Genomic DNA, 17,910 nt, shown 5'->3' with positions numbered 1-17,910 from the left:
GGACACGGTCAGACCGCGGCCTTCGTGTAGCGCTCGTAGCCCTCTGCCTCGAGTCGGTCGGCCAGTTCCGGACCGCCCTGGTCGGCGATCTGGCCGTTGACGAAGACGTGGACGTAGTCGGGCTTGATGTAGCGCAGGATCCGCGTGTAGTGCGTGATCAGCAAGACGCCCTTGTCCTTGTCCTCGGTGAAGCGGTTGACGCCCTCCGAGACGACCTTGAGCGCGTCGATGTCGAGGCCGGAGTCGGTCTCGTCGAGGACCGCGACCTTCGGGTCGAGCAACTCGAGTTGGGCGATCTCGTGGCGCTTCTTCTCACCGCCGGAGAAGCCTTCGTTGACATTGCGCTGGGCGAACGCGGCATCGAGCCCGGCGCGGTCCAGCGCGGTGTTGACGTCCTTGACCCACGTACGCAGCTTCGGTGCCGCGCCGTCGACGGCGGTCTTGGCCGTACGCAGGAAGTTGGACACCGAGACGCCGGGCACCTCGACGGGATACTGCATCGCCAGGAAGAGGCCGGCGCGCGCCCGCTCGTCGACGGTCATGTCGAGCACATTCTCACCGTCGAGGAGCACCTCTCCCCCGTCGATGTCGTACTTCGGGTGACCGGCGATGGCGTACGCCAGGGTCGACTTCCCCGAGCCGTTGGGGCCCATGATCGCGTGGACCTCGCCCGAGTTGATGGTGAGGTTGACGCCCTTGAGGATCTCCTTGGGGCCGTCCTCGGTCTGGACCGAGACGTGCAGGTCCTTGATCTCAAGCTTGCTCATTGCGGTGTAACTCCGTTCAGGGTGGAGGCGATGTCGACGTAGACGTCGCCACCGCGCAGTTCTGTGGCAAAAGTGGCGACGGGTTCGGTCGCCGGAAGGTTGGTGGGCTTGCCCGTACGCAGGTCGAACATCGACCCGTGCAGCCAGCACTCGATCTGGCAGTCGCGGACCTCACCCTCGCTGAGCGCCACATGTGCGTGGGAGCAGAGGTTCTCGATCGCGAAGACCTCGTCGTCACAACGGGTCATCGCGATGTCGAACCGTCCCAGCGTCACCGCGAGGGCCTCGTCGTGCGGGATGTCCGCCAACGCACAGGCGCGCTCGAAGGTCATCAGAGGACCTTGCCGGACACGTTCTTGGCGAGCTCGTCCTCGACGGTGGCTATCAGCCGCTCCTGGATCTGCTCGACGCCGATCTTGGCGATCAGGTCGTTGAAGAATCCGTGCACGACCAGACGCTTGGCTTCCTTCTCGTCGATCCCACGCGAACGCAGGTAGAAGAGCTGGTTGTCGTCGAAGCGTCCGGTGGCCGAGGCATGCCCCGCCCCCTCGATCTCCCCCGTCTCGATCTCCAGGTTGGGGATCGAGTCGGCCTGACAGCCGTCGGTGAGCACCAGGTTGCGGTTTTCTTCGTACGTCTCGATGCCCTCGGCGACCTTGCGGATGAGGACGTTGCCGACCCAGACGGTGTGCGCCTTCTCGCCCTGGAGGGCGCCCTTGTAGGACACGTGGCTTTTCGTACGAGGAGCCGTGTGGTCGGCGAACAACCTGTGCTCGATGTGCTGACCGGCGTCGGCGAAGTAGAGGCCGAGCAATTCAGCAGACCCGCCCGGGCCGTCGTACGTCACGTTGGTGTCCATGCGGACCAGATCGCCGCCGAACGAGATCGCGGCGTGCTTGTAGGTCGCGTCGCGACCGACGCGGGCCTGGTGGTGAGCCAGGTGGACGGCGTCGTCGTCCCAGTCCTGGATCGACACCACAGTCACGTCGGCGCCGTCGCCGACGACGATCTCCACGACCGCGGCGACCGCTGCCGAGCCGGTGTGGTTGATCACCACGACCGCCTTGGAGTGGTTGCCGAAGCGGAACGCCAGGTGCCCACCCGTCGTGTCGTCCACGGTCTCACCGACCACGTCGAACACAATCGGCTCGCTGAGTTCGGTCTCTGCCGGGACGTCGACGAGGACGGTTGCCGGCACATCGGCCATCACGCGGGCCGACCACAGGTCAATGGGTGCCCAGCCGCTGATCCCGCGCAACTCGCGCGCAGCGTCACCGGTCACGATCGAGACGGACGCCTCGGTCGTCTCGTTCCAGGTCAACTTCGACGTACGCCCGAGCAGCGGCGCGTCGGCGTGCAGGTTCCGTAGCCGCTTGAGCGGGGTGAATCGCCAGATCTCCTCGCGGCCGGTGGGCACGTAGTGATCGGCCACGTCGAACGACCCCGTGGGGTGCAGGTGCGACTCGACATGATCAAGTTCCAGCGCGCTTCGCACGCTGTCGACAGTGGCTGTCATCAGCCGACTGCTCCTTCCATTTGCAGTTCGATGAGTCGGTTGAGCTCGAGGGCGTACTCCATCGGGAGCTCCTTGGCGATCGGCTCGACGAAGCCACGCACGATCATCGCCATCGCCTCGTCCTGCTCCATGCCACGGCTCATCAGATAGAAGAGCTGGTCCTCGGAGACCTTGGAGACGCTGGCCTCGTGGCCCATCGAGACGTCGTCCTCGCGGATGTCGACGTACGGGTAGGTGTCCGAGCGGCTGATCTGGTCGACCAACAACGCATCGCACAGCACGTTGGACTTCGATCCGTGGGCGCCTTCGTTGACCTGGATCAGGCCGCGATAGGACGTACGCCCACCACCGCGCGCCACGGACTTGCTCAGGATGCTCGACGACGTGTGCGGCGCGGCGTGCACCATCTTGGCGCCCGCGTCCTGGTGCTGGCCCTCGCCCGCGAACGCGATCGAGAGGGTCTCACCCTTGGCGTGCTCGCCCATCAGGTAGACGGCCGGGTACTTCATCGTCACCTTGGATCCGATGTTCCCGTCGACCCACTCCATCGTCGCGCCCGCCTCGCACACGGCGCGCTTGGTGACGAGGTTGTAGACGTTGTTCGACCAGTTCTGGATGGTCGTGTAGCGGCAACGACCGCCCTTCTTGACGATGATCTCGACGACGGCGGAGTGCAGCGAGTCGGAGCTGTAGATCGGCGCGGTGCAGCCTTCTACGTAGTGCACGTACGCGTCCTCGTCCACGATGATCAGCGTGCGCTCGAACTGACCCATGTTCTCGGTGTTGATCCGGAAGTACGCCTGAAGCGGGATCTCGACGTGCACGCCTGGCGGGACGTACACGAACGAGCCACCGGACCACACGCTGGTGTTCAGCGCGGCGAACTTGTTGTCGCCGACCGGGATGATCGTGCCGAAGTACTCCTTGAAGATGTCCTCGTGCTCACGCAGCGCGGTGTCGGTGTCGAGGAAGATCACGCCCTGCTCCTCCAGGTCCTCACGGATCTGGTGGTAGACGACCTCGGACTCGTACTGCGCGGCGACTCCGGCGACCAGGCGCTGCTTCTCCGCCTCGGGGATGCCGAGCTTGTCGTAGGTGTTCTTGATGTCCTCGGGCAGGTCCTCCCAACTGGTGGCCTGCTTCTCGGTCGAGCGGACGAAGTATTTGATGTTGTCGAAGTCGATCGTCGAGAGGTCCGAACCCCAGGTTGGCATCGGCTTGCGGTCGAAGAGCTTCAGGCCCTTCAGGCGCAGGTCGAGCATCCACTGTGGCTCGTTCTTCTTGGCGGAGATGTCGCGTACGACCGCCTCGTTGAGACCACGCTGGGCGGTGGCGCCCGCGTCGTTGGCGTCGTGCCAGCCGAACTCATAGCGACCGATGTCCTTGAGCTTCGGGGTTGAGTTGCTCGACTCTCGTCGAGCCATCCTGCTCAGCGATGGAGGTCATCAGGACTTCCTCTCCTTCTTGATGTTCGGGATGCAGGTCGTGCAGACGCCGTCGCCGTGCGCGATGGTCGCCAGCCGCTGCACATGGGTGCCGAGGACGTTGGCGATCGCCTCTGTCTCGGCGTCACACAGTTGCGGGAACTCGTGGGCCACGTGGGCCACCGGGCAGTGCTGCTGGCACAGTTGCTGGCCCACGACGGGCAGTTCCTTGGCCGTCGCGGCGTACCCCTCGCGGCTGAACACCAACGCCAACGCCTCAGCGGGGGTCAACTCCGGGTGCTCGGTGGTCACCGTGTCGTAGTCGCGCTCGATGAAGGCGACCCGGCGTCGAGCGAACTCGACCACCGCGTCGTCGCCACTCGTCTCGGCCAGGAACCTCAGCGCTTGCGCGGCGAGGTCGTCGTACTGCTGGTCGAACTCGTCGCGACCTGCCTGAGTGAGCACGAACTCGCGAGCCGGACGCCCCCGTCCACGCTGGCCGTACACCGCGCGATCGCGGCCCTCGATCATCGCAAGTTCGCCGAGATGGTCGAGGTGCCGGCGTACGGCGGCTGCAGTCAACTCCAGACGTTGCGCCAATTCGGCTGCCGTGGACGGGCCGTTCTCCAGGATCGACCGCGCGACCCGGTCACGGGTCGGAGCGTCGCCCGAGGCCGACTGATCCGTTCCCTTGTCCAATTGCACAAGCCAAGTGTGACGTTATTGCGGTTGCCATTTCAACAAAGGTGACCCTTACTTGATCGAGCCCGCGTGCGAATTGACTGAACCCCACCACTCACACCGCGGAAGCGGGCAAGGGGTGGGGGTCCAGAGGTCAATCAGCAGCCAGCGCCGGTGACCGTGGCATTGAAGACACCCAGGTCTGTCGAGCCTCGGACCAGCCCTCCCTCGTTGCTCTCGACGGCCGCTCCTAGACTGTCGCCGTGGCCGCCAATACCCCCGCCGTCGAGATCGACGCGCTGGTGATGAGGTACGGCAGCAAGGTTGCCGTGGACGATCTGTCGTTGACAGTCGCACCCCGGACGATCACCGCCGTTCTCGGCCCTAACGGTGCGGGCAAGACCACCACCTTGGAAACCTGCGAAGGCTTCCGTACGCCACACCGGGGCACGGTGCGCGTGCTCGGGCTCGACCCTGTCCAGGACCACGCACGGCTGGTCCCCCGTCTCGGCGTGATGCTGCAGTCCGGGGGCGCCTGGTCAGGAGCGCGCGCGGACGAGATGTTGACCCACATGGCTCGCTTGCACGCCCACCCCCTCGAACCCGACGTCCTGGTCGAGAGACTCAGCCTGGGCGACTGCGGGCGGACGCCGTATCGGCGGCTGTCGGGAGGCCAGCAGCAACGGCTGTCGTTGGCGATGGCCTTGATCGGACGCCCCGAACTGCTGTTCGTCGACGAGCCCACAGCGGGCATGGACCCGCACGCGCGACGCGCGACCTGGCAGTTGCTGCGCGAGGTGCGCGACGCCGGGGCGACCGTCGTACTCACCACACACTTCATGGACGAGGCGGAGAAACTGGCCGATGAGGTTCACATCATCGACCGCGGACGCCTGGTGGCGTCGGGCACACCCGCAGAGTTGACGGCGGGCGAGCAGTCGCTCGAAGAGGTGTTCTTGGCGCTGACCGGTGACGGCCGATGAGCCTGTTCACACCCGCGCCGGGGGCGGCCCCGTACGCGCAGATGGTGCGTGCTCAAGCCACCATGGAAGCCCGTCTCCTGGTGCGCAACGGGGAACAACTCCTGCTCGCGGTCGTGGTCCCCGTGCTCGTGTTGGTCGGCGCGGTTCTGGGCGCGGATCGCCTGGGCCTAGACCTCTCGTCACCGGCGGTCGACGTCTTCACCCCGGGAGTGCTAGCCCTGGCTGTGATGTCGTCGGCCTTCACGTCGCTGGCGATCGCCACCGGCTTCGAACGCCGCTATGGCGTGATCAAACGACTGGGCGCATCTCCCCTGCCCCGCTCCGGGCTCCTGCTGGGCAAGGTGCTCGCGCTGGCCATCGTGATGGTGGCTCAGATGATCGTGATCGGCGGTGTGGGGCTCGCGCTCGGCTGGAGCCCTGCGTGGGGTGGGGTGCCCGCGGCGCTGGTCGGAGTGCTGCTCGGCACCTTCGCGTTCGCGGGTCTGGGAATGCTCGTGGCCGGCGTGCTTCGAGCCGAGGCCACGCTTGCCGCGGCCAATCTTGTCTATCTGCTCCTGATGGCCGGAGGCGGCGTCGTACTCCCGACCTCGACCTACGGTTCGGCAGAGGGCTTCGTACGCCTGCTGCCGTCGGGAGCGCTGGGAGATGCCCTCCGGACTGCGTTCCTCGACGGGGCCTGGGCGCCGGGGGCGCTGCTCGTACTCCTGGCCTGGGGCATCGTCGCCACCGCACTGACCGCGAGGACCTTCCGATGGGAATGACCGACCGACTGGCCCCGCTCACGCGTTGGCTGTGGCCGTTGGCGATCGCCAACCTGCTGGCCAACATCATGCTCGTTGTGACGGGTGCGGCAGTACGCCTGACCGGCTCGGGTCTGGGCTGCCCGACGTGGCCGCGATGCACCGAGGAGTCCTATCGCGCACACGGCGAGTTGGGTATCCATGGCGTCATCGAATTCGGCAACCGGCTGCTGACCTTCGTCCTCGTCGCGCTGGCGATCTTGCTGTTCCTCGCCGCGCTGGCCTCGCGCAATCGACGCGCGCTGATCATCTCCACCTTGATCGCCTTCGGGATCCCGCTCCAGGCGATCATCGGCGGGATCACCGTGTTGACGCAGTTGAACCCGTGGGTCGTGGGCTTCCACTTCATCGCCTCGATGGTGATCGTGATGTTGTGCGTGGCGCTGCTCGACCATCTTCGTTCGCCCACCCGGTCGGCGGCGGCGCCGCTCACGCGTGCAGTCGCGTTCGCGACATTCGTCGTCGGCTGGATCGTGCTGTACCTCGGCACGGTCGTGACCGGCGCCGGACCCCATGCGGGCGACGAAGACGCGAAACGAAATGGGCTGGACCCGGCCACCATGTCGCACTGGCACGCGTACGCGGTCTATCTCCTCGTGGCTCTCACGCTCGCCCTACTCGTGCTCGCCTTGCGTACGCGTGATCGGTGGCTGTCGCTGATCGCCGCCATCGTGCTGGCGATCGAGGTCAGTCAAGGCGTCCTCGGCTGGGTGCAGTACTGGCTCGATCTGCCGGTGTTGCTGGTCGCGCTGCACATGCTGGGCGCTGGCTTGCTCGCCGCCGGACTGGCGCGGATCGCGTTGGCAGTGCTCCCCCACCCCCGTTGAGTTGGGCCCAACTCAACGCAGGACGGGGTCCAGGGCCACGGCCACGAACAGCAGGGCCAGGTAGAGGTTCGAGACGTGGAAGAGGTTCATCGGCTGGATCTCGGCGAGGACTTCGGTACGCCGGGTGCGCGACCAGAGTCGGTGTGCCGAGACCAGGAAGACCGCACCGAGCACGACCGCTGCCGCGACGTACACCCAGGAGGTGTCCGCGATCGGCCACAACGCCAGTGAGGTCGCCACGGTCGCCCAGGTGTAGAGCACGATCTGCTTGCCAACCTCGGCCGCCGGCTTGACCACGGGCAACATCGGCACGTCGACGCCCGCATAGTCTTCGCGATAGCGCAGCGCCAGCGCCCAGGTGTGTGGTGGGGTCCAGAAGAAGACGACCAGGAAGAGTACGACCGGGGGCCAGGCAAGTTCGTTGGTTACCGCGGTCCAGCCGATCAGGGCCGGGAAGCAGCCCGCCAGGCCGCCCCACACGATGTTCTGAGTCGTCCGACGCTTGAGCCACATCGTGTAGACGAACAGGTAGAACAACTCAGCGACCAACGCGAGTCCGGCCGAGAGCCAGTTGACCCACACGGCCAAGATCACGGTCGCGATCACGCCCAGCGCAATGCCGAAGATCGTGGCCGAGACGGGCGAGACGATGTGTCGCGGCAGCGCGCGTCGCCGCGTACGCCGCATCTGCTCGTCGATGTCGCGGTCATAGACGCAGTTGAGTGCCGAGGCCGAGCCCGCGGACAAGGCCCCACCGACGACGGTCGCCACGACGAGGCCCAACGGCGGGATGCCGCCCGCGGCGTAGAACATCACCGGGACCGTGGTCAGGAGGAGGAGTTCGATCACGCGCGGCTTGGTGAGACCGACGTAAGCCGCGACCACATCGCGCCAGGTGGCACGGTCGGCGTTCGGGTCAGCCTTCGAAGGAGTCGTCGCGTCATCTGCAGCCGCAGCCGATGCCGAGGAGCCGACGTGAGTCACGAACAAGAACCCTTTGAGAAATGGACCCGGGAAGGTGTGGGTGGATTGCGGGGTCGAGTCTAACGTCAGCCCTCGGTAGGCTCGATTCGGTGGCAGCGCCGCCGACTGCCGACAGATGAATCCGCCGAGAGGAACCCCGTGACCACACTGCCCGCCAAGCTCGACTGGACCGAACTCGACGACAAGGCGGTCAACACCGTCCGCGCTCTCGCGATGGACGCGGTGCAGAAGGTCGGCAACGGACACCCCGGCACCGCGATGAGCCTCGCCCCGGCGGCGTACCTGCTCTTCCAAAAGGTGATGCGCCACGATCCCGCCGATCCCAACTGGATCAACCGCGACCGCTTCGTCCTGTCCTGCGGCCACTCCAGCCTGACGCTCTATATCCAGCTCTACCTCGGCGGATTCGGGCTGGAACTGGAAGACATCAAGTCGTTGCGTACGTGGGGCTCCAAGACTCCCGGGCACCCGGAGTACGGCCACACCGCCGGTGTTGAAACCACCACCGGGCCACTGGGCCAGGGCATTGGCAATGCCGTCGGCATGGCGATGGCAGCACGCCGGCAGCGCGGGATCCTCGACCCGGAGTCGGCACCGGGTGAATCGCCCTTCGACCACCACATCTACGCACTGTGCTCGCGACGGCGACATCCAGGAGGGGGTGAGCGCGGAGGCCTCCGCCATCGCGGGTGTGCAGGAGTTGGGCAACCTGACCCTGATCTACGACGACAACCGGATCTCCATCGAGGACAACACCGACATCGCACTCGGCGAGGACGTCCGGCAAGCGCTACGAGGCGTACGGCTGGCACGTCCAGACGGTCGACTGGACCCACGACGGCGGCAAGTACGTCGAGGACGTCGACGCGCTCTATCGAGGCCATCCGCAAGGCTGAGGCCGTCACCGACAGGCCCAGCTTCATCGTGCTCAAGACGATCATCGCCTGGCCCGCGCCCAACCTGCAGAACACCGGCAAGTCGCACGGTTCGGCTCTGGGTGCCGAGGAGGTCGCCGCTACCAAGAAGGTGATCGGCTTCGACCCCGAGCAGACCTTCGAGGTCGCCGCCGACGTCATCGCGCACACCCGCGAGTTGGCCAAGCGCGGGATTGATGCGGGCGCTCAGTGGGATGAGGCGTACGCCGCGTGGGCGAGCCGCTATCCCAAGCGCGCCGAACTGCTGCACCGCGTGGCTCGCCGCGAGCTTCCCGAGGGCTGGGACGCGGATCTGCCCACCTTCCCCGCCGACCCCAAGGGGATGGCGACCCGCAAGGCCTCCGGCGCGGTGATCAACGCGATCGCCGAGAAGATGCCCGAGTTCTGGGGCGGTTCGGCCGACCTGGCCGACTCCAACAACACCACCATCGAGAGTGCGCCGTCGTTCCTGCCCACCGACCGCTCGACGAAGATGTGGAAGGGCGACCCGTACGCCGGGCGGGTGCTGCACTTCGGCATCCGCGAGCACGCCATGGGCGCGATCATGAACGGCATCGCCGCGCACGGCGGCACCCGCGTCTTCGGTGGCACCTTCTTGACGTTCTCCGACTACATGCGCGGCGCCGTACGCCTGTCCGCGATCATGCAACTGCCCGTGACGTACGTGTGGACGCACGACTCGATCGGTCTGGGCGAGGACGGCCCGACGCACCAGCCGGTCGAGCACCTCGCCGCTCTGCGCGCCATCCCCGGCCTGGACATCGTGCGCCCGGCCGACGCCAACGAGACGACCGCCGCGTGGCACACGATCATGGAGCACACCGACCGTCCGGCGGGCATCATCTTGAGCCGGCAGAACCTGCCGGTGTTCCCGCGCGGCGAGGACGGCTTCAACTCCACCGACGACGTGCACCGCGGCGGCTACATCCTGCTCGACTCCGAGGGCGACGGACTGCCCGACGTCGTGCTCATCGCCACGGGCTCCGAGGTGCAACTGGCCGTCGAGGCCAGGTCGATCCTGGCCGAGCAGGGAGTCCGCGCGCGGGTGGTCTCGCTGCCGTGCCGCGAGTGGTTCGACGCGCAGGACTCCGCCTACCGCGAGCGGATCATCCCGCCGACGGTCAAGGCTCGGGTCAGCGTCGAGGCCGGCGTGGCGCAGGGGTGGCGCGATCTGGTCGGCGACCACGGCCGGATCATCTCCCTGGAGCACTACGGCGCGTCGGCGGACTTCGAGCGGATCTTCCGCGAGTTCGGCATCACCGCTCAGGCAGTGGCGGACGCGGCGCAGGACAGCCTGCGCGTCGTGACCGGCTGAAAGCACATCACTAGAGAGGAATCCAGCATGACGAACAATCTGCAAGAACTCTCCGAGGCCGGTGTCTCGATCTGGCTCGACGACCTGTCGCGCGAGCGCCTCGAGACCGACAACCTGGCCGACCTGGTGAAGGACTCGCACGTGGTGGGCGTGACCACGAACCCGGCGATCTTCGCCGCGGCGCTCGCCGAGGGCGAGCGCTATGACGCTCAGGTGCGCGAGTTGGCGAGCACCGGCGCCGATGTCACCCGCACGATCTTCGAGTTGACGACCACGGACGTACGCAATGCATGCGACCTGCTGCGTCCCGTTTATGACGCCACCGACGGCGTCGACGGACGGGTCTCGATCGAGGTCACGCCCGACCTTGCCGACGACACCGACGGCACCGTGGCGCAAGCGGCGGAACTGTGGAAGACCGTCGATCGGCCGAACCTGTTCATCAAGATCCCCGGCACCGAGGCCGGCTGGCCGGCGATCACCGAGACCATCGCCCAAGGCATCGACGTCAACGTCACCTTGATCTTCGGGTTGCAGCAGTACGAGCACGTGATGGAGGCGTACGTCGCCGGGCTGGAGCAGGCGCAGGAGGCCGGCCTCGACCTCTCCCAGATCCACTCCGTTGCGTCGTTCTTCGTCTCACGCGTCGACACCGAGATCGACAAGCGGTTGGAGTCCATGGGTGCGGACAAGGCGCTGTTCGGCCGTGCCGGTGTCGCCAACGCGCGGCTGGCCTACCAGGCGTACGAACGCTTCTTCGCCACCCCGCGCTGGCGCGCCCTCGAGGAGGCCGGCGCCAACCGCCAGCGCCCGCTGTGGGCCTCGACGGGCGTGAAGAACCCCGACTACGACGACACGATGTACGTGATCGATCTGGTCGCCCCCAACACCGTCAACACCATGCCCGAGAAGACCCTCGACGCGGTCCGCGACCACGGAGAAGTCAAGGGTGACCAGGTCACCACGATGTATGACGACGCCGAGGCAACGATGCAGTCGCTGGCCGAGGCGGGCATCGACTACGACGACGTGATCGAGGTGTTGATCAAGGAAGGCGTCGACAAGTTCGTCAAGGCATGGGACGAAGTGATCGAGGACGTGCAGACGGGTCTCGACGCCGCCAAGGCCGACTCGTGAACGATCCGATCGACCCCAGCACGACCACTGCATGGGCGGCTCTGGAAGACCTCGCCGACGAATTCGATCCGGACCTGCGCGCCTGGCTCGCCGACGAGCAACGCGTCACGCGCTGGACCCACACGGCCGGGGACCTGTTCGTCGATCTGTCGAAGTCCCTGGCCGACGACGCCGTCCTGTCCACGCTGCTCACCCTCGCCTCCCAGACCGGGGTCGCGGCGCGACGGGAGGCGATGTTCGCCGGCGAGCACATCAACGTCACCGAGGATCGAGCGGTGCTGCATACGGCGCTGCGACTGCCAAGATCGGCAGCGTTGACCGTGGACGGGCAGGACGTGGTTGCCGACGTGCACGAGGTGCTCGACCGGGCGTACGCGTTCGCGTCACGAGTGCGCGACGGCGACTGGACCGGCATCACCGGTCAGCGCATCGCGACGGTGGTCAACATCGGCATCGGCGGCTCCGACCTCGGCCCCGTGATGGCGTACGAAGCCCTCGCCCCCTACCGTCAGGCCGGCCTGGAGTGCCGATTCATCTCCAACATCGACCCGACCGACGCTGCCTTGACGCTGACCGGGCTCGACCCCGAAACGACACTGTTCATCGTCTCGTCCAAGATGTTCGGGACGCTGGAGACGCTGACCAATGCGCGGCTGTGCCGGGCTTGGCTGCTCGATCGTTTGCGTGCTGTCGGTGCACTCGACGATGTCGAGGACTCCGATGCCGTCGCCAAGCACTTCGTCGCGGTCTCGACCGCACTCGACAAGGTTGCCGACTTCGGGATCGACCCGGCCAACGCCTTCGGCTTCTGGGACTGGGTCGGCGGTCGCTATTCGATGGACTCCGCAATCGGATTGTCGCTGATGATCGCCGTCGGGCCCTCGCATTTCGCCGACATGCTGGCGGGCTTCCATACGATGGACGAGCACTTCCGTACGGCTCCCGACACCGACAACGTGCCACTGCTGGTGGGGCTGCTGAACGTCTGGTACGTCAACTTCCTCGGTGCGGAGACGCACGCCGTACTCCCCTATTCGCAACTGCTGCACCGCTTCCCGGCGTACCTGCAGCAACTGACGATGGAGTCCAACGGCAAGGGCGTGCGCTGGGACGGGGCGCCGGTCACCACCGACACCGGTGAGGTCTTCTGGGGCGAACCCGGCACCAACGGTCAGCACGCGTTCTATCAACTGATCCATCAGGGGACGCGACTGGTGCCCGCCGACTTCCTCGCGTTCGCGAACCCGGCGTACGACCTCAAGGACGGCGACACGGACGTCCACGAACTCTTCCTCGCCAACTTCTTCGCGCAGACGCAAGCACTGGCGCTGGGCAAGACCGAGGAGGAGGTACGCGCGGAGGGCACGGCCGAGGAGATCGTGTCGGCGCGCGTCTTCACCGGCAATCGTCCGACGACGTCGATCATGGCTCCGTCCTTGACCCCCTCGGTATTGGGGCAACTGATCGCGCTCTACGAGCACATCACCTTCGTGCAGGGCGCGGTGTGGGGCATCGATTCCTACGACCAGTGGGGTGTCGAGCTGGGCAAGCAACTAGCCCAACGACTCGCCCCGGCCGTGTCGGGAGACCAGTCCGTGGCCGATGAGCAGGACGCCTCGACGCGCGGTCTGATCGCCTACTACCGGGAGCACCGTTCATGAAGAACCCCCTGCGCGATCCGCAAGACCGCCGACTTCCCCGCATCGCCGGACCGTGCGGCATGGTCCTCTTCGGTGTCACCGGCGACCTGGCGCGCAAGAAGATCATGCCCGCGATCTATGACCTGGCCCATCGCGGTCTGCTGCCGCCGGGCTTCTCGCTGGTGGGTTTCGCGCGACGCGACTGGGAGGACCAGGACTTCGCGCAGATCGTCCACGACTCGGTGAAGGAGCATGCGCGTACGGAGTTCCACGAAGAGGTCTGGGCGCAACTGGCGGAGGGCTTCCGGTTCGTCCCCGGCGACTTCTCCGACGACGTCGCCTTCGACACGCTTCGTCGTACGATCGAAGAACTCGACGTGGCCCGCGGCACCGGCGGCAACCACGCGTTCTACCTCTCCATCCCACCGAAGTTCTTCGGCGATGTGGTCCAGCAGTTGGAGGAGCACGGTCTCACCGAGTCTCGCGACGACGCCTGGCGCCGCGTCGTGGTGGAGAAGCCGTTCGGGCACGACCTCGAATCGGCGCGCGAACTCAACGGCATCCTCAACACCGTCTTTCCCAGTGGCTCGATCTTCCGCATCGACCACTACCTGGGCAAGGAGACGGTGCAGAACATCTTGGCGATGCGCTTCGCCAACACGATGTGGGAGCCGTTGTGGAACGCCAACTACGTCGACCACGTGCAGATCACCATGGCCGAGGACATCGGCATCGGGGGCCGCGCGGGTTATTACGACGGTGTCGGTGCTGCTCGTGACGTGATCCAGAACCACCTGCTGCAACTCCTGGCGCTGGTCGCGATGGAGGACCCCGTCGAGTTCGATGCCGAGAGTCTGCGGATCGAGAAACTCAAGGTCCTGCGCGCGCTGCGACGCCCGCCTCGCGTGGACCTGTCGACCGCGCGCGGACAGTACGCCGACGGCTGGCAGGGCGGCGTCGAGGTGCAGGGCTTCCTGGAGGAGGAGGGCATCTCGAAGTCGTCGGTGACCGAGACGTACGCCGCGATCAAACTGTTCGTGGACACCCGGCGTTGGGCTGGCGTGCCGTTCTATCTGCGCACCGGCAAGCGGCTGGGACGGCGTGTTACCGAGGTCGCGATCATCTTCAAGAAGGCGCCGCACCAGCCTTTCAGCGTGACCGACACCGAGGATCTGACGCAGAACGCGATCGTGATCCGGGTCCAGCCCGACGAGGGGCTCACCGTGCGCTTCGGCTCCAAGGTGCCGGGCAACACGATGGAGATCCGCGACGTGAACATGGACTTCGCGTACGGCGGCTCGTTCACCGAGGCCTCGCCCGAGGCGTACGAACGTCTGATCCTCGACGTCCTGCTCGGCGACCCACCGCTCTTCCCGCGGCACGAGGAGGTCGAGTTGGCCTGGCAGATCCTCGACCCGATCCTGGAGTCATGGGCGCGCAAGGGCAAGCCGGATCAGTACGAGTCCGGCGGCTGGGGCCCGAAGTCTGCCGACGACCTGATGGCCCGCGACGGCCGGATGTGGAGGCGTCCCTGATGGGCAACCTGATCGAACTCACCGACACCAACTCGTCGGAGATCGCCGCAGAATTCGTACGCGCGCGAGTGCGCGCCGGCAGCCCGATGATGGGCATGGTGATGACCCTCGTCGTCGTGGTCGACGAGGAAGGCTCGTCTGAGGCGATGCAGACCGCCGAGATGGCGTGTCGAGCCCACCCGGCTCGGATCCTTGGTGTGGTGCTCGGTGCGGCTCGCGGTGCTGCTCGGGTCAACGCGCAGGTTGGCGCGGGCGCAGCCGGAGGTGGCGAGCGCGCCCTGATCCGACTCTCTGGTCCGGTCGTGAAGCACGCCGCGAGCGTCGTACTCCCTTTGTTGCTGCCCGACTCCCCCGTCGTCGTGTGGTGGCCCGCGGACCATCCCGCCGACCCGGCCGGTGATCCGCTCGGCCGCCTGGCCAACCGTCGGATCACCGACGCGGCTTTCGTCACCCGCGGCAAGAAGGCGGCGATGGTGGGCCAGTGCGAGGTGTACGCGCCCGGCAACTCCGACCTGGCCTGGACCCGGATCACGCCGTGGCGCGCGCTGTTGGCAGCGGCGTTGGATCAGCACCCCTTGAAGGTCACGGGAGGCTGTGTCGCTGCCGAACGGATCAGTCCGTCCGCGGACCTGCTGGTCGCGTGGCTCGCGTCCCGACTCAAGGTCTCGATCGAGCGGCGAAACTCCGACGGCCCGGGCATCACCGACGTCACGTTGGAGACCAAGGAAGGGCCGATCGAGTTGGTCCGGCTCGACGGCAAGCTGGCCACCTTCCGCTCTCCGGGCAAACCGGATCGACCGGTGGCCCTGCGGCGGATGGATCCCCCGGAGCTGCTGGCCGAAGAACTTCGCCATCTCGACGAGGACGACATCTATGCCGAGACGGCGAAGTGGCTCGTCGCGCATGGCTGAGCCCGTCGTACGCATCTTCGACTCGGGCGAGTCGATGGCCGCTGCCGTGGCCTCGGCATTTGTCTCGCTGGTCGGGCAGGCGCCACCTGCGGTCGCGCACGGGGCGCCGATCCACGAGATCGCGCTGACAGGTGGGTCCATCTCGCGGGTGATCCATCGTGAGATGGCTGGTCTGGCATCTTCCGTGGACTGGTCGCGGGTGCGGTTCTGGTGGGGCGACGATCGGTTCGTACCCACTGCTTCTCAGGACCGCAACGCCGCCCAGGCGTGGTCGGATCTCTTGTCGGTCCTCGTGTCCTCTCCAGCCGGAGCGTTGCCTCGGGCTCACGTCATGGCGATGCCCGCCAGCGACGAGGTGCGTGATGTCAACACCGCTGCGGATGTCTACTCCGACATCGTGCGTGCCGAGGGGACCGGCGGCTTCGAACTCGTGATGCTCGGCGTGGGACCCGACGGCCACGTGGCGTCGCTCTTCCCGCATCACCCGGCAGCGGCTTTGACCAACCGGATCGCGGTGCCGGTGACGGACTCACCAAAGCCGCCACCCGAGCGGGTCTCTCTCACCTTCGAGGCCTTCGCACGGTCTGCTCGCGTCTGGTTCGTGGTCAGTGGCGAAGACAAGGCCGAAGCGGTTGCACGAGCACTGGCTTCTCACACCCCGCGCGGCGAAGCTGCCGCTTCGGACGAGGACCCCAACGACGCGTGGTCCGACCCGCTCGTACGCGACACCCCCGCGCGCGGCGTACGCGGCCAGGTCGAGACCGTGTGGTGGCTCGATCAAGGCGCCGCCTCCCTCCTCCCCCACCGGGCGGAAACGCACGCGTGAAACCTGCCCACCGGGCGGAAACGCACGCGTGAAACCTGCCCAGCGGGCGGAAACGCACGCGTCCACCTAGTGCTGCGGTCGCCCCAGGTCGATGATCCTCGAAGTGCGGATCCCTAAGGTCGCGCGCGCCCGCTCGTACCCCGATCGCAACATGTCGGTCGCGGCGAGCTGTGGGCCGTACAGATCCTCCTTGGTGAAGACCTCCATCTGCCAACCTCGTTCCTCGGAGAGCCAGCGCAGTCGGCCGTCGTCGTGGGCGCGGGTGTCCTCGGAGTGGAATGGCTCGCCGAAGTACTCGACCCCGTACAGCACCACCTCGGCGCCGACATCGATGCGATAGCGCGGTCGTCCGTCGTCGCAGTACACCCACATCTGCATGTCCGGCCAGGGATTTCCCGAGTCGTGCCAGTGCAATCGCAGCGCGCTTTCAGGCGGAGACTCGGCGCGCGGATCGCCTAGGGGTGCGAGAGTCCGCAACTGCCGTACGCCTCGGAAACCCTTGAACCGGTTGATCTCGAACGCCAACTCGGCCGGCTCGACACCGAGTCGCAAGAATCCATCAATCGCGCTCAATGCGTCATATCGCCACAGCAGGCGACCCAGATCGCAGGCCGTGCGAAGGGGTGTCGTCAGCGCCACCCCACCCCTGACCTCGATGTCGCGGTCGAGAAGGCCCCGGGTCCCGCTACGCACGCCGTCACGGCGCATCCGATTGGCGTCGCGGCTGAAGACGTCCAGGTCGGGCAGCTCATAGATGGCGCTGCGCGGCAATGCGTCGACCCCATGCAACCAGGCGGCGGTGCGATCCACCACGATGGCGTGGTCAGGGACGACCAGCCGTACGGCAGCCAAGCGCAGCGCCAACGCATCGGGAACCTGCGACGCGACATACACGCCATGCAGTACGGGTCGTACGAATCCACAGGTGGTCAGCCGACCCAGGAGTCCTCGGCTGACCCCGAGTCCGCGCGCTTGCTTGACCGTGAAAGGCCGATCGAGAGGCAAGGGAGATTCGGGCCCCAAGACCGCGCCGCTGCGACACCATAGTGGAAGTTGATTCATGCGCCGACTCTTGCCGAACTGGCGAGGTCGGCGCTTGGCTATCCACAGGGCACGTGTGGGTGCGCTCGCCGAGCACGGCTCGTACGTGCGTTTGCGCCCGCTCGGCGGGTTTCACGCGTGCGTTTGCGCCCGCTCGGCGGGTTTCACGCGTGCGTTCGCGCCCGCTCGGCGGGTTTCACGCGTGCGTTTGTGCCCGGTCAGAAGACGATGTCGCCGGACTTGCGCCGCCGCCGGAGCAGGTCGACGGCGTCGCTGAGGATGTCCTTGGCCTCTGCGTCGGAGCGGCGCTCCTTCACGTACGCCAGGTGCGTCTTGTAGGGCTCGATCTTCGGAGCCGGCGGCGGGTTCTCACTGTCCACCGACGCCGGAAGGCCGCACTTGGGGCAGTCCCACGTCTCAGGCGGCACCGCCTCGATCGCGAAACTGACCACGGCCTTGTGACCGTGCGAGCAGAAGAAGGTGACCGCCTGGCGCGGAGCTGCGTCGCCGCGCTCGGCTTCACCCATCGGTCCAGCACCGACCCGGCTACCCCGGATCGCGTTGCCACCACCAGCCAACGTACGTCGT

The 17,910-nt window shown here is 66.6% G+C and carries 16 protein-coding genes and 1 pseudogene; 9 read left to right on the top strand and 8 right to left on the bottom strand.

Annotated elements, in window-relative coordinates; all coding sequences use genetic code 11:
* Nucleotides 1-8 precede the first annotated feature (8 nt).
* From sufC to V9G04_07120, 5 genes are read right to left on the bottom strand one after another with little or no spacing between them, the layout of a single operon-like run.
* Nucleotides 9-767 (bottom strand): Fe-S cluster assembly ATPase SufC, encoded by a 759-nt coding sequence (gene sufC, locus V9G04_07140; GenBank protein MEI2713064.1) that lies wholly within the window; start codon nucleotides 765-767, stop codon nucleotides 9-11.
* Nucleotides 764-1,099: a non-heme iron oxygenase ferredoxin subunit gene (locus tag V9G04_07135; GenBank protein ID MEI2713063.1), complete on the bottom strand. Its 336-nt coding sequence runs from the start codon at nucleotides 1,097-1,099 to the stop codon at nucleotides 764-766. The genes sufC and V9G04_07135 overlap by 4 nt, the downstream gene beginning before the upstream one ends.
* Nucleotides 1,099-2,283: a Fe-S cluster assembly protein SufD gene (gene sufD, locus V9G04_07130; protein MEI2713062.1), complete on the bottom strand. Its 1,185-nt coding sequence runs from the start codon at nucleotides 2,281-2,283 to the stop codon at nucleotides 1,099-1,101. The genes V9G04_07135 and sufD overlap by 1 nt, the downstream gene beginning before the upstream one ends.
* Nucleotides 2,283-3,707, bottom strand: coding sequence for a Fe-S cluster assembly protein SufB (gene sufB, locus V9G04_07125; protein ID MEI2713061.1), 1,425 nt, complete (start codon nucleotides 3,705-3,707; stop codon nucleotides 2,283-2,285). Before sufB ends, sufD begins: the two co-directional genes overlap by 1 nt.
* A gap of 21 nt (nucleotides 3,708-3,728) precedes the next feature.
* Complete coding sequence (locus tag V9G04_07120; GenBank protein ID MEI2713060.1) at nucleotides 3,729-4,412, bottom strand: transcriptional regulator; 684 nt, start codon at nucleotides 4,410-4,412, stop codon at nucleotides 3,729-3,731.
* 239 nt (nucleotides 4,413-4,651) lie between these two features.
* Here V9G04_07120 and V9G04_07115 point away from each other — a divergent pair, with 239 nt between their 5' ends.
* The 3 genes from V9G04_07115 to V9G04_07105 are packed head-to-tail and all read left to right on the top strand — an operon-like array spanning nucleotide 4,652 to nucleotide 6,998.
* A complete protein-coding gene (locus V9G04_07115; GenBank protein ID MEI2713059.1) occupies nucleotides 4,652-5,371 on the top strand; it encodes an ABC transporter ATP-binding protein in 720 nt (239 codons plus the stop codon).
* Nucleotides 5,368-6,132 (top strand): ABC transporter permease, encoded by a 765-nt coding sequence (locus tag V9G04_07110; GenBank protein ID MEI2713058.1) that lies wholly within the window; start codon nucleotides 5,368-5,370, stop codon nucleotides 6,130-6,132. The genes V9G04_07115 and V9G04_07110 overlap by 4 nt, the downstream gene beginning before the upstream one ends.
* A complete protein-coding gene (locus V9G04_07105) occupies nucleotides 6,123-6,998 on the top strand; it encodes a COX15/CtaA family protein (GenBank protein MEI2713057.1) in 876 nt (291 codons plus the stop codon). The genes V9G04_07110 and V9G04_07105 overlap by 10 nt, the downstream gene beginning before the upstream one ends.
* Nucleotides 6,999-7,010: 12 nt before the next feature.
* Here V9G04_07105 and V9G04_07100 read toward each other — a convergent pair whose 3' ends face one another.
* On the bottom strand, nucleotides 7,011-7,982 hold the full coding sequence (locus V9G04_07100) for a heme o synthase (GenBank protein ID MEI2713056.1): 972 nt from the start codon (nucleotides 7,980-7,982) through the stop codon (nucleotides 7,011-7,013).
* Nucleotides 7,983-8,129: 147 nt separating this feature from the next.
* Between V9G04_07100 and tkt the strand changes: the two are divergent.
* The 6 genes and pseudogenes from tkt to pgl all read left to right on the top strand — a co-directional run bounded on the left by tkt (nucleotide 8,130) and on the right by pgl (nucleotide 16,281).
* Nucleotides 8,130-10,232: pseudogene (tkt, locus tag V9G04_07095) on the top strand (transketolase).
* Between the two features lie 27 nt (nucleotides 10,233-10,259).
* Nucleotides 10,260-11,369 carry a transaldolase gene (gene tal, locus V9G04_07090; GenBank protein ID MEI2713055.1) on the top strand — a complete coding sequence of 370 codons (1,110 nt, stop codon included), beginning with the start codon at nucleotides 10,260-10,262 and terminating at the stop codon, nucleotides 11,367-11,369.
* The gene (gene pgi / locus V9G04_07085; protein MEI2713054.1) at nucleotides 11,366-13,030 is read left to right on the top strand and encodes a glucose-6-phosphate isomerase; all 1,665 of its coding nucleotides are present in this window, start codon (nucleotides 11,366-11,368) and stop codon (nucleotides 13,028-13,030) included. The genes tal and pgi overlap by 4 nt, the downstream gene beginning before the upstream one ends.
* Complete coding sequence (gene zwf / locus V9G04_07080) at nucleotides 13,027-14,544, top strand: glucose-6-phosphate dehydrogenase (GenBank protein ID MEI2713053.1); 1,518 nt, start codon at nucleotides 13,027-13,029, stop codon at nucleotides 14,542-14,544. Before pgi ends, zwf begins: the two co-directional genes overlap by 4 nt.
* Nucleotides 14,544-15,455, top strand: coding sequence for a glucose-6-phosphate dehydrogenase assembly protein OpcA (locus tag V9G04_07075; protein ID MEI2713052.1), 912 nt, complete (start codon nucleotides 14,544-14,546; stop codon nucleotides 15,453-15,455). Before zwf ends, V9G04_07075 begins: the two co-directional genes overlap by 1 nt.
* Entirely contained in the window at nucleotides 15,448-16,281 is an 834-nt protein-coding gene (gene pgl, locus V9G04_07070; GenBank protein ID MEI2713051.1) for a 6-phosphogluconolactonase, read from the top strand. Before V9G04_07075 ends, pgl begins: the two co-directional genes overlap by 8 nt.
* A gap of 66 nt (nucleotides 16,282-16,347) precedes the next feature.
* Here the strand turns inward: pgl and V9G04_07065 are convergent, their stop codons facing one another.
* The gene (locus V9G04_07065) at nucleotides 16,348-17,343 is read right to left on the bottom strand and encodes a hypothetical protein (GenBank protein MEI2713050.1); all 996 of its coding nucleotides are present in this window, start codon (nucleotides 17,341-17,343) and stop codon (nucleotides 16,348-16,350) included.
* A 197-nt stretch (nucleotides 17,344-17,540) separates the two neighbouring features.
* Complete coding sequence (locus tag V9G04_07060; protein ID MEI2713049.1) at nucleotides 17,541-17,900, bottom strand: RNA polymerase-binding protein RbpA; 360 nt, start codon at nucleotides 17,898-17,900, stop codon at nucleotides 17,541-17,543.
* Between the last annotated feature and the right edge of the window lie 10 nt (nucleotides 17,901-17,910).

This window comes from Nocardioides sp., assembly GCA_037045645.1.
Lineage (GTDB): Bacteria > Actinomycetota > Actinomycetes > Propionibacteriales > Nocardioidaceae > Nocardioides.
Note: the sequence above shows the minus strand (reverse complement) of the source record. Positions and strands in the feature narration are given on the sequence as shown.

Bases quoted from the DNA above. Each gene is read 5' to 3' on its own strand.
- sufC (MEI2713064.1), bottom strand. From the start codon at position 767: ATGAGCAAGCTTGAGATCAAGGACCTGCACGTCTCGGTCCAGACCGAG.
- V9G04_07135 (MEI2713063.1), bottom strand. From the start codon at position 1,099: ATGACCTTCGAGCGCGCCTGTGCGTTGGCGGACATCCCGCACGACGAG.
- sufD (MEI2713062.1), bottom strand. From the start codon at position 2,283: ATGACAGCCACTGTCGACAGCGTGCGAAGCGCGCTGGAACTTGATCAT.
- sufB (MEI2713061.1), bottom strand. From the start codon at position 3,707: ATGGCTCGACGAGAGTCGAGCAACTCAACCCCGAAGCTCAAGGACATC.
- V9G04_07110 (MEI2713058.1), top strand. From the start codon at position 5,368: ATGAGCCTGTTCACACCCGCGCCGGGGGCGGCCCCGTACGCGCAGATG.
- V9G04_07105 (MEI2713057.1), top strand. From the start codon at position 6,123: ATGGGAATGACCGACCGACTGGCCCCGCTCACGCGTTGGCTGTGGCCG.
- tal (MEI2713055.1), top strand. From the start codon at position 10,260: ATGACGAACAATCTGCAAGAACTCTCCGAGGCCGGTGTCTCGATCTGG.
- zwf (MEI2713053.1), top strand. From the start codon at position 13,027: ATGAAGAACCCCCTGCGCGATCCGCAAGACCGCCGACTTCCCCGCATC.
- V9G04_07075 (MEI2713052.1), top strand. From the start codon at position 14,544: ATGGGCAACCTGATCGAACTCACCGACACCAACTCGTCGGAGATCGCC.
- pgl (MEI2713051.1), top strand. From the start codon at position 15,448: ATGGCTGAGCCCGTCGTACGCATCTTCGACTCGGGCGAGTCGATGGCC.
- V9G04_07065 (MEI2713050.1), bottom strand. From the start codon at position 17,343: ATGAATCAACTTCCACTATGGTGTCGCAGCGGCGCGGTCTTGGGGCCC.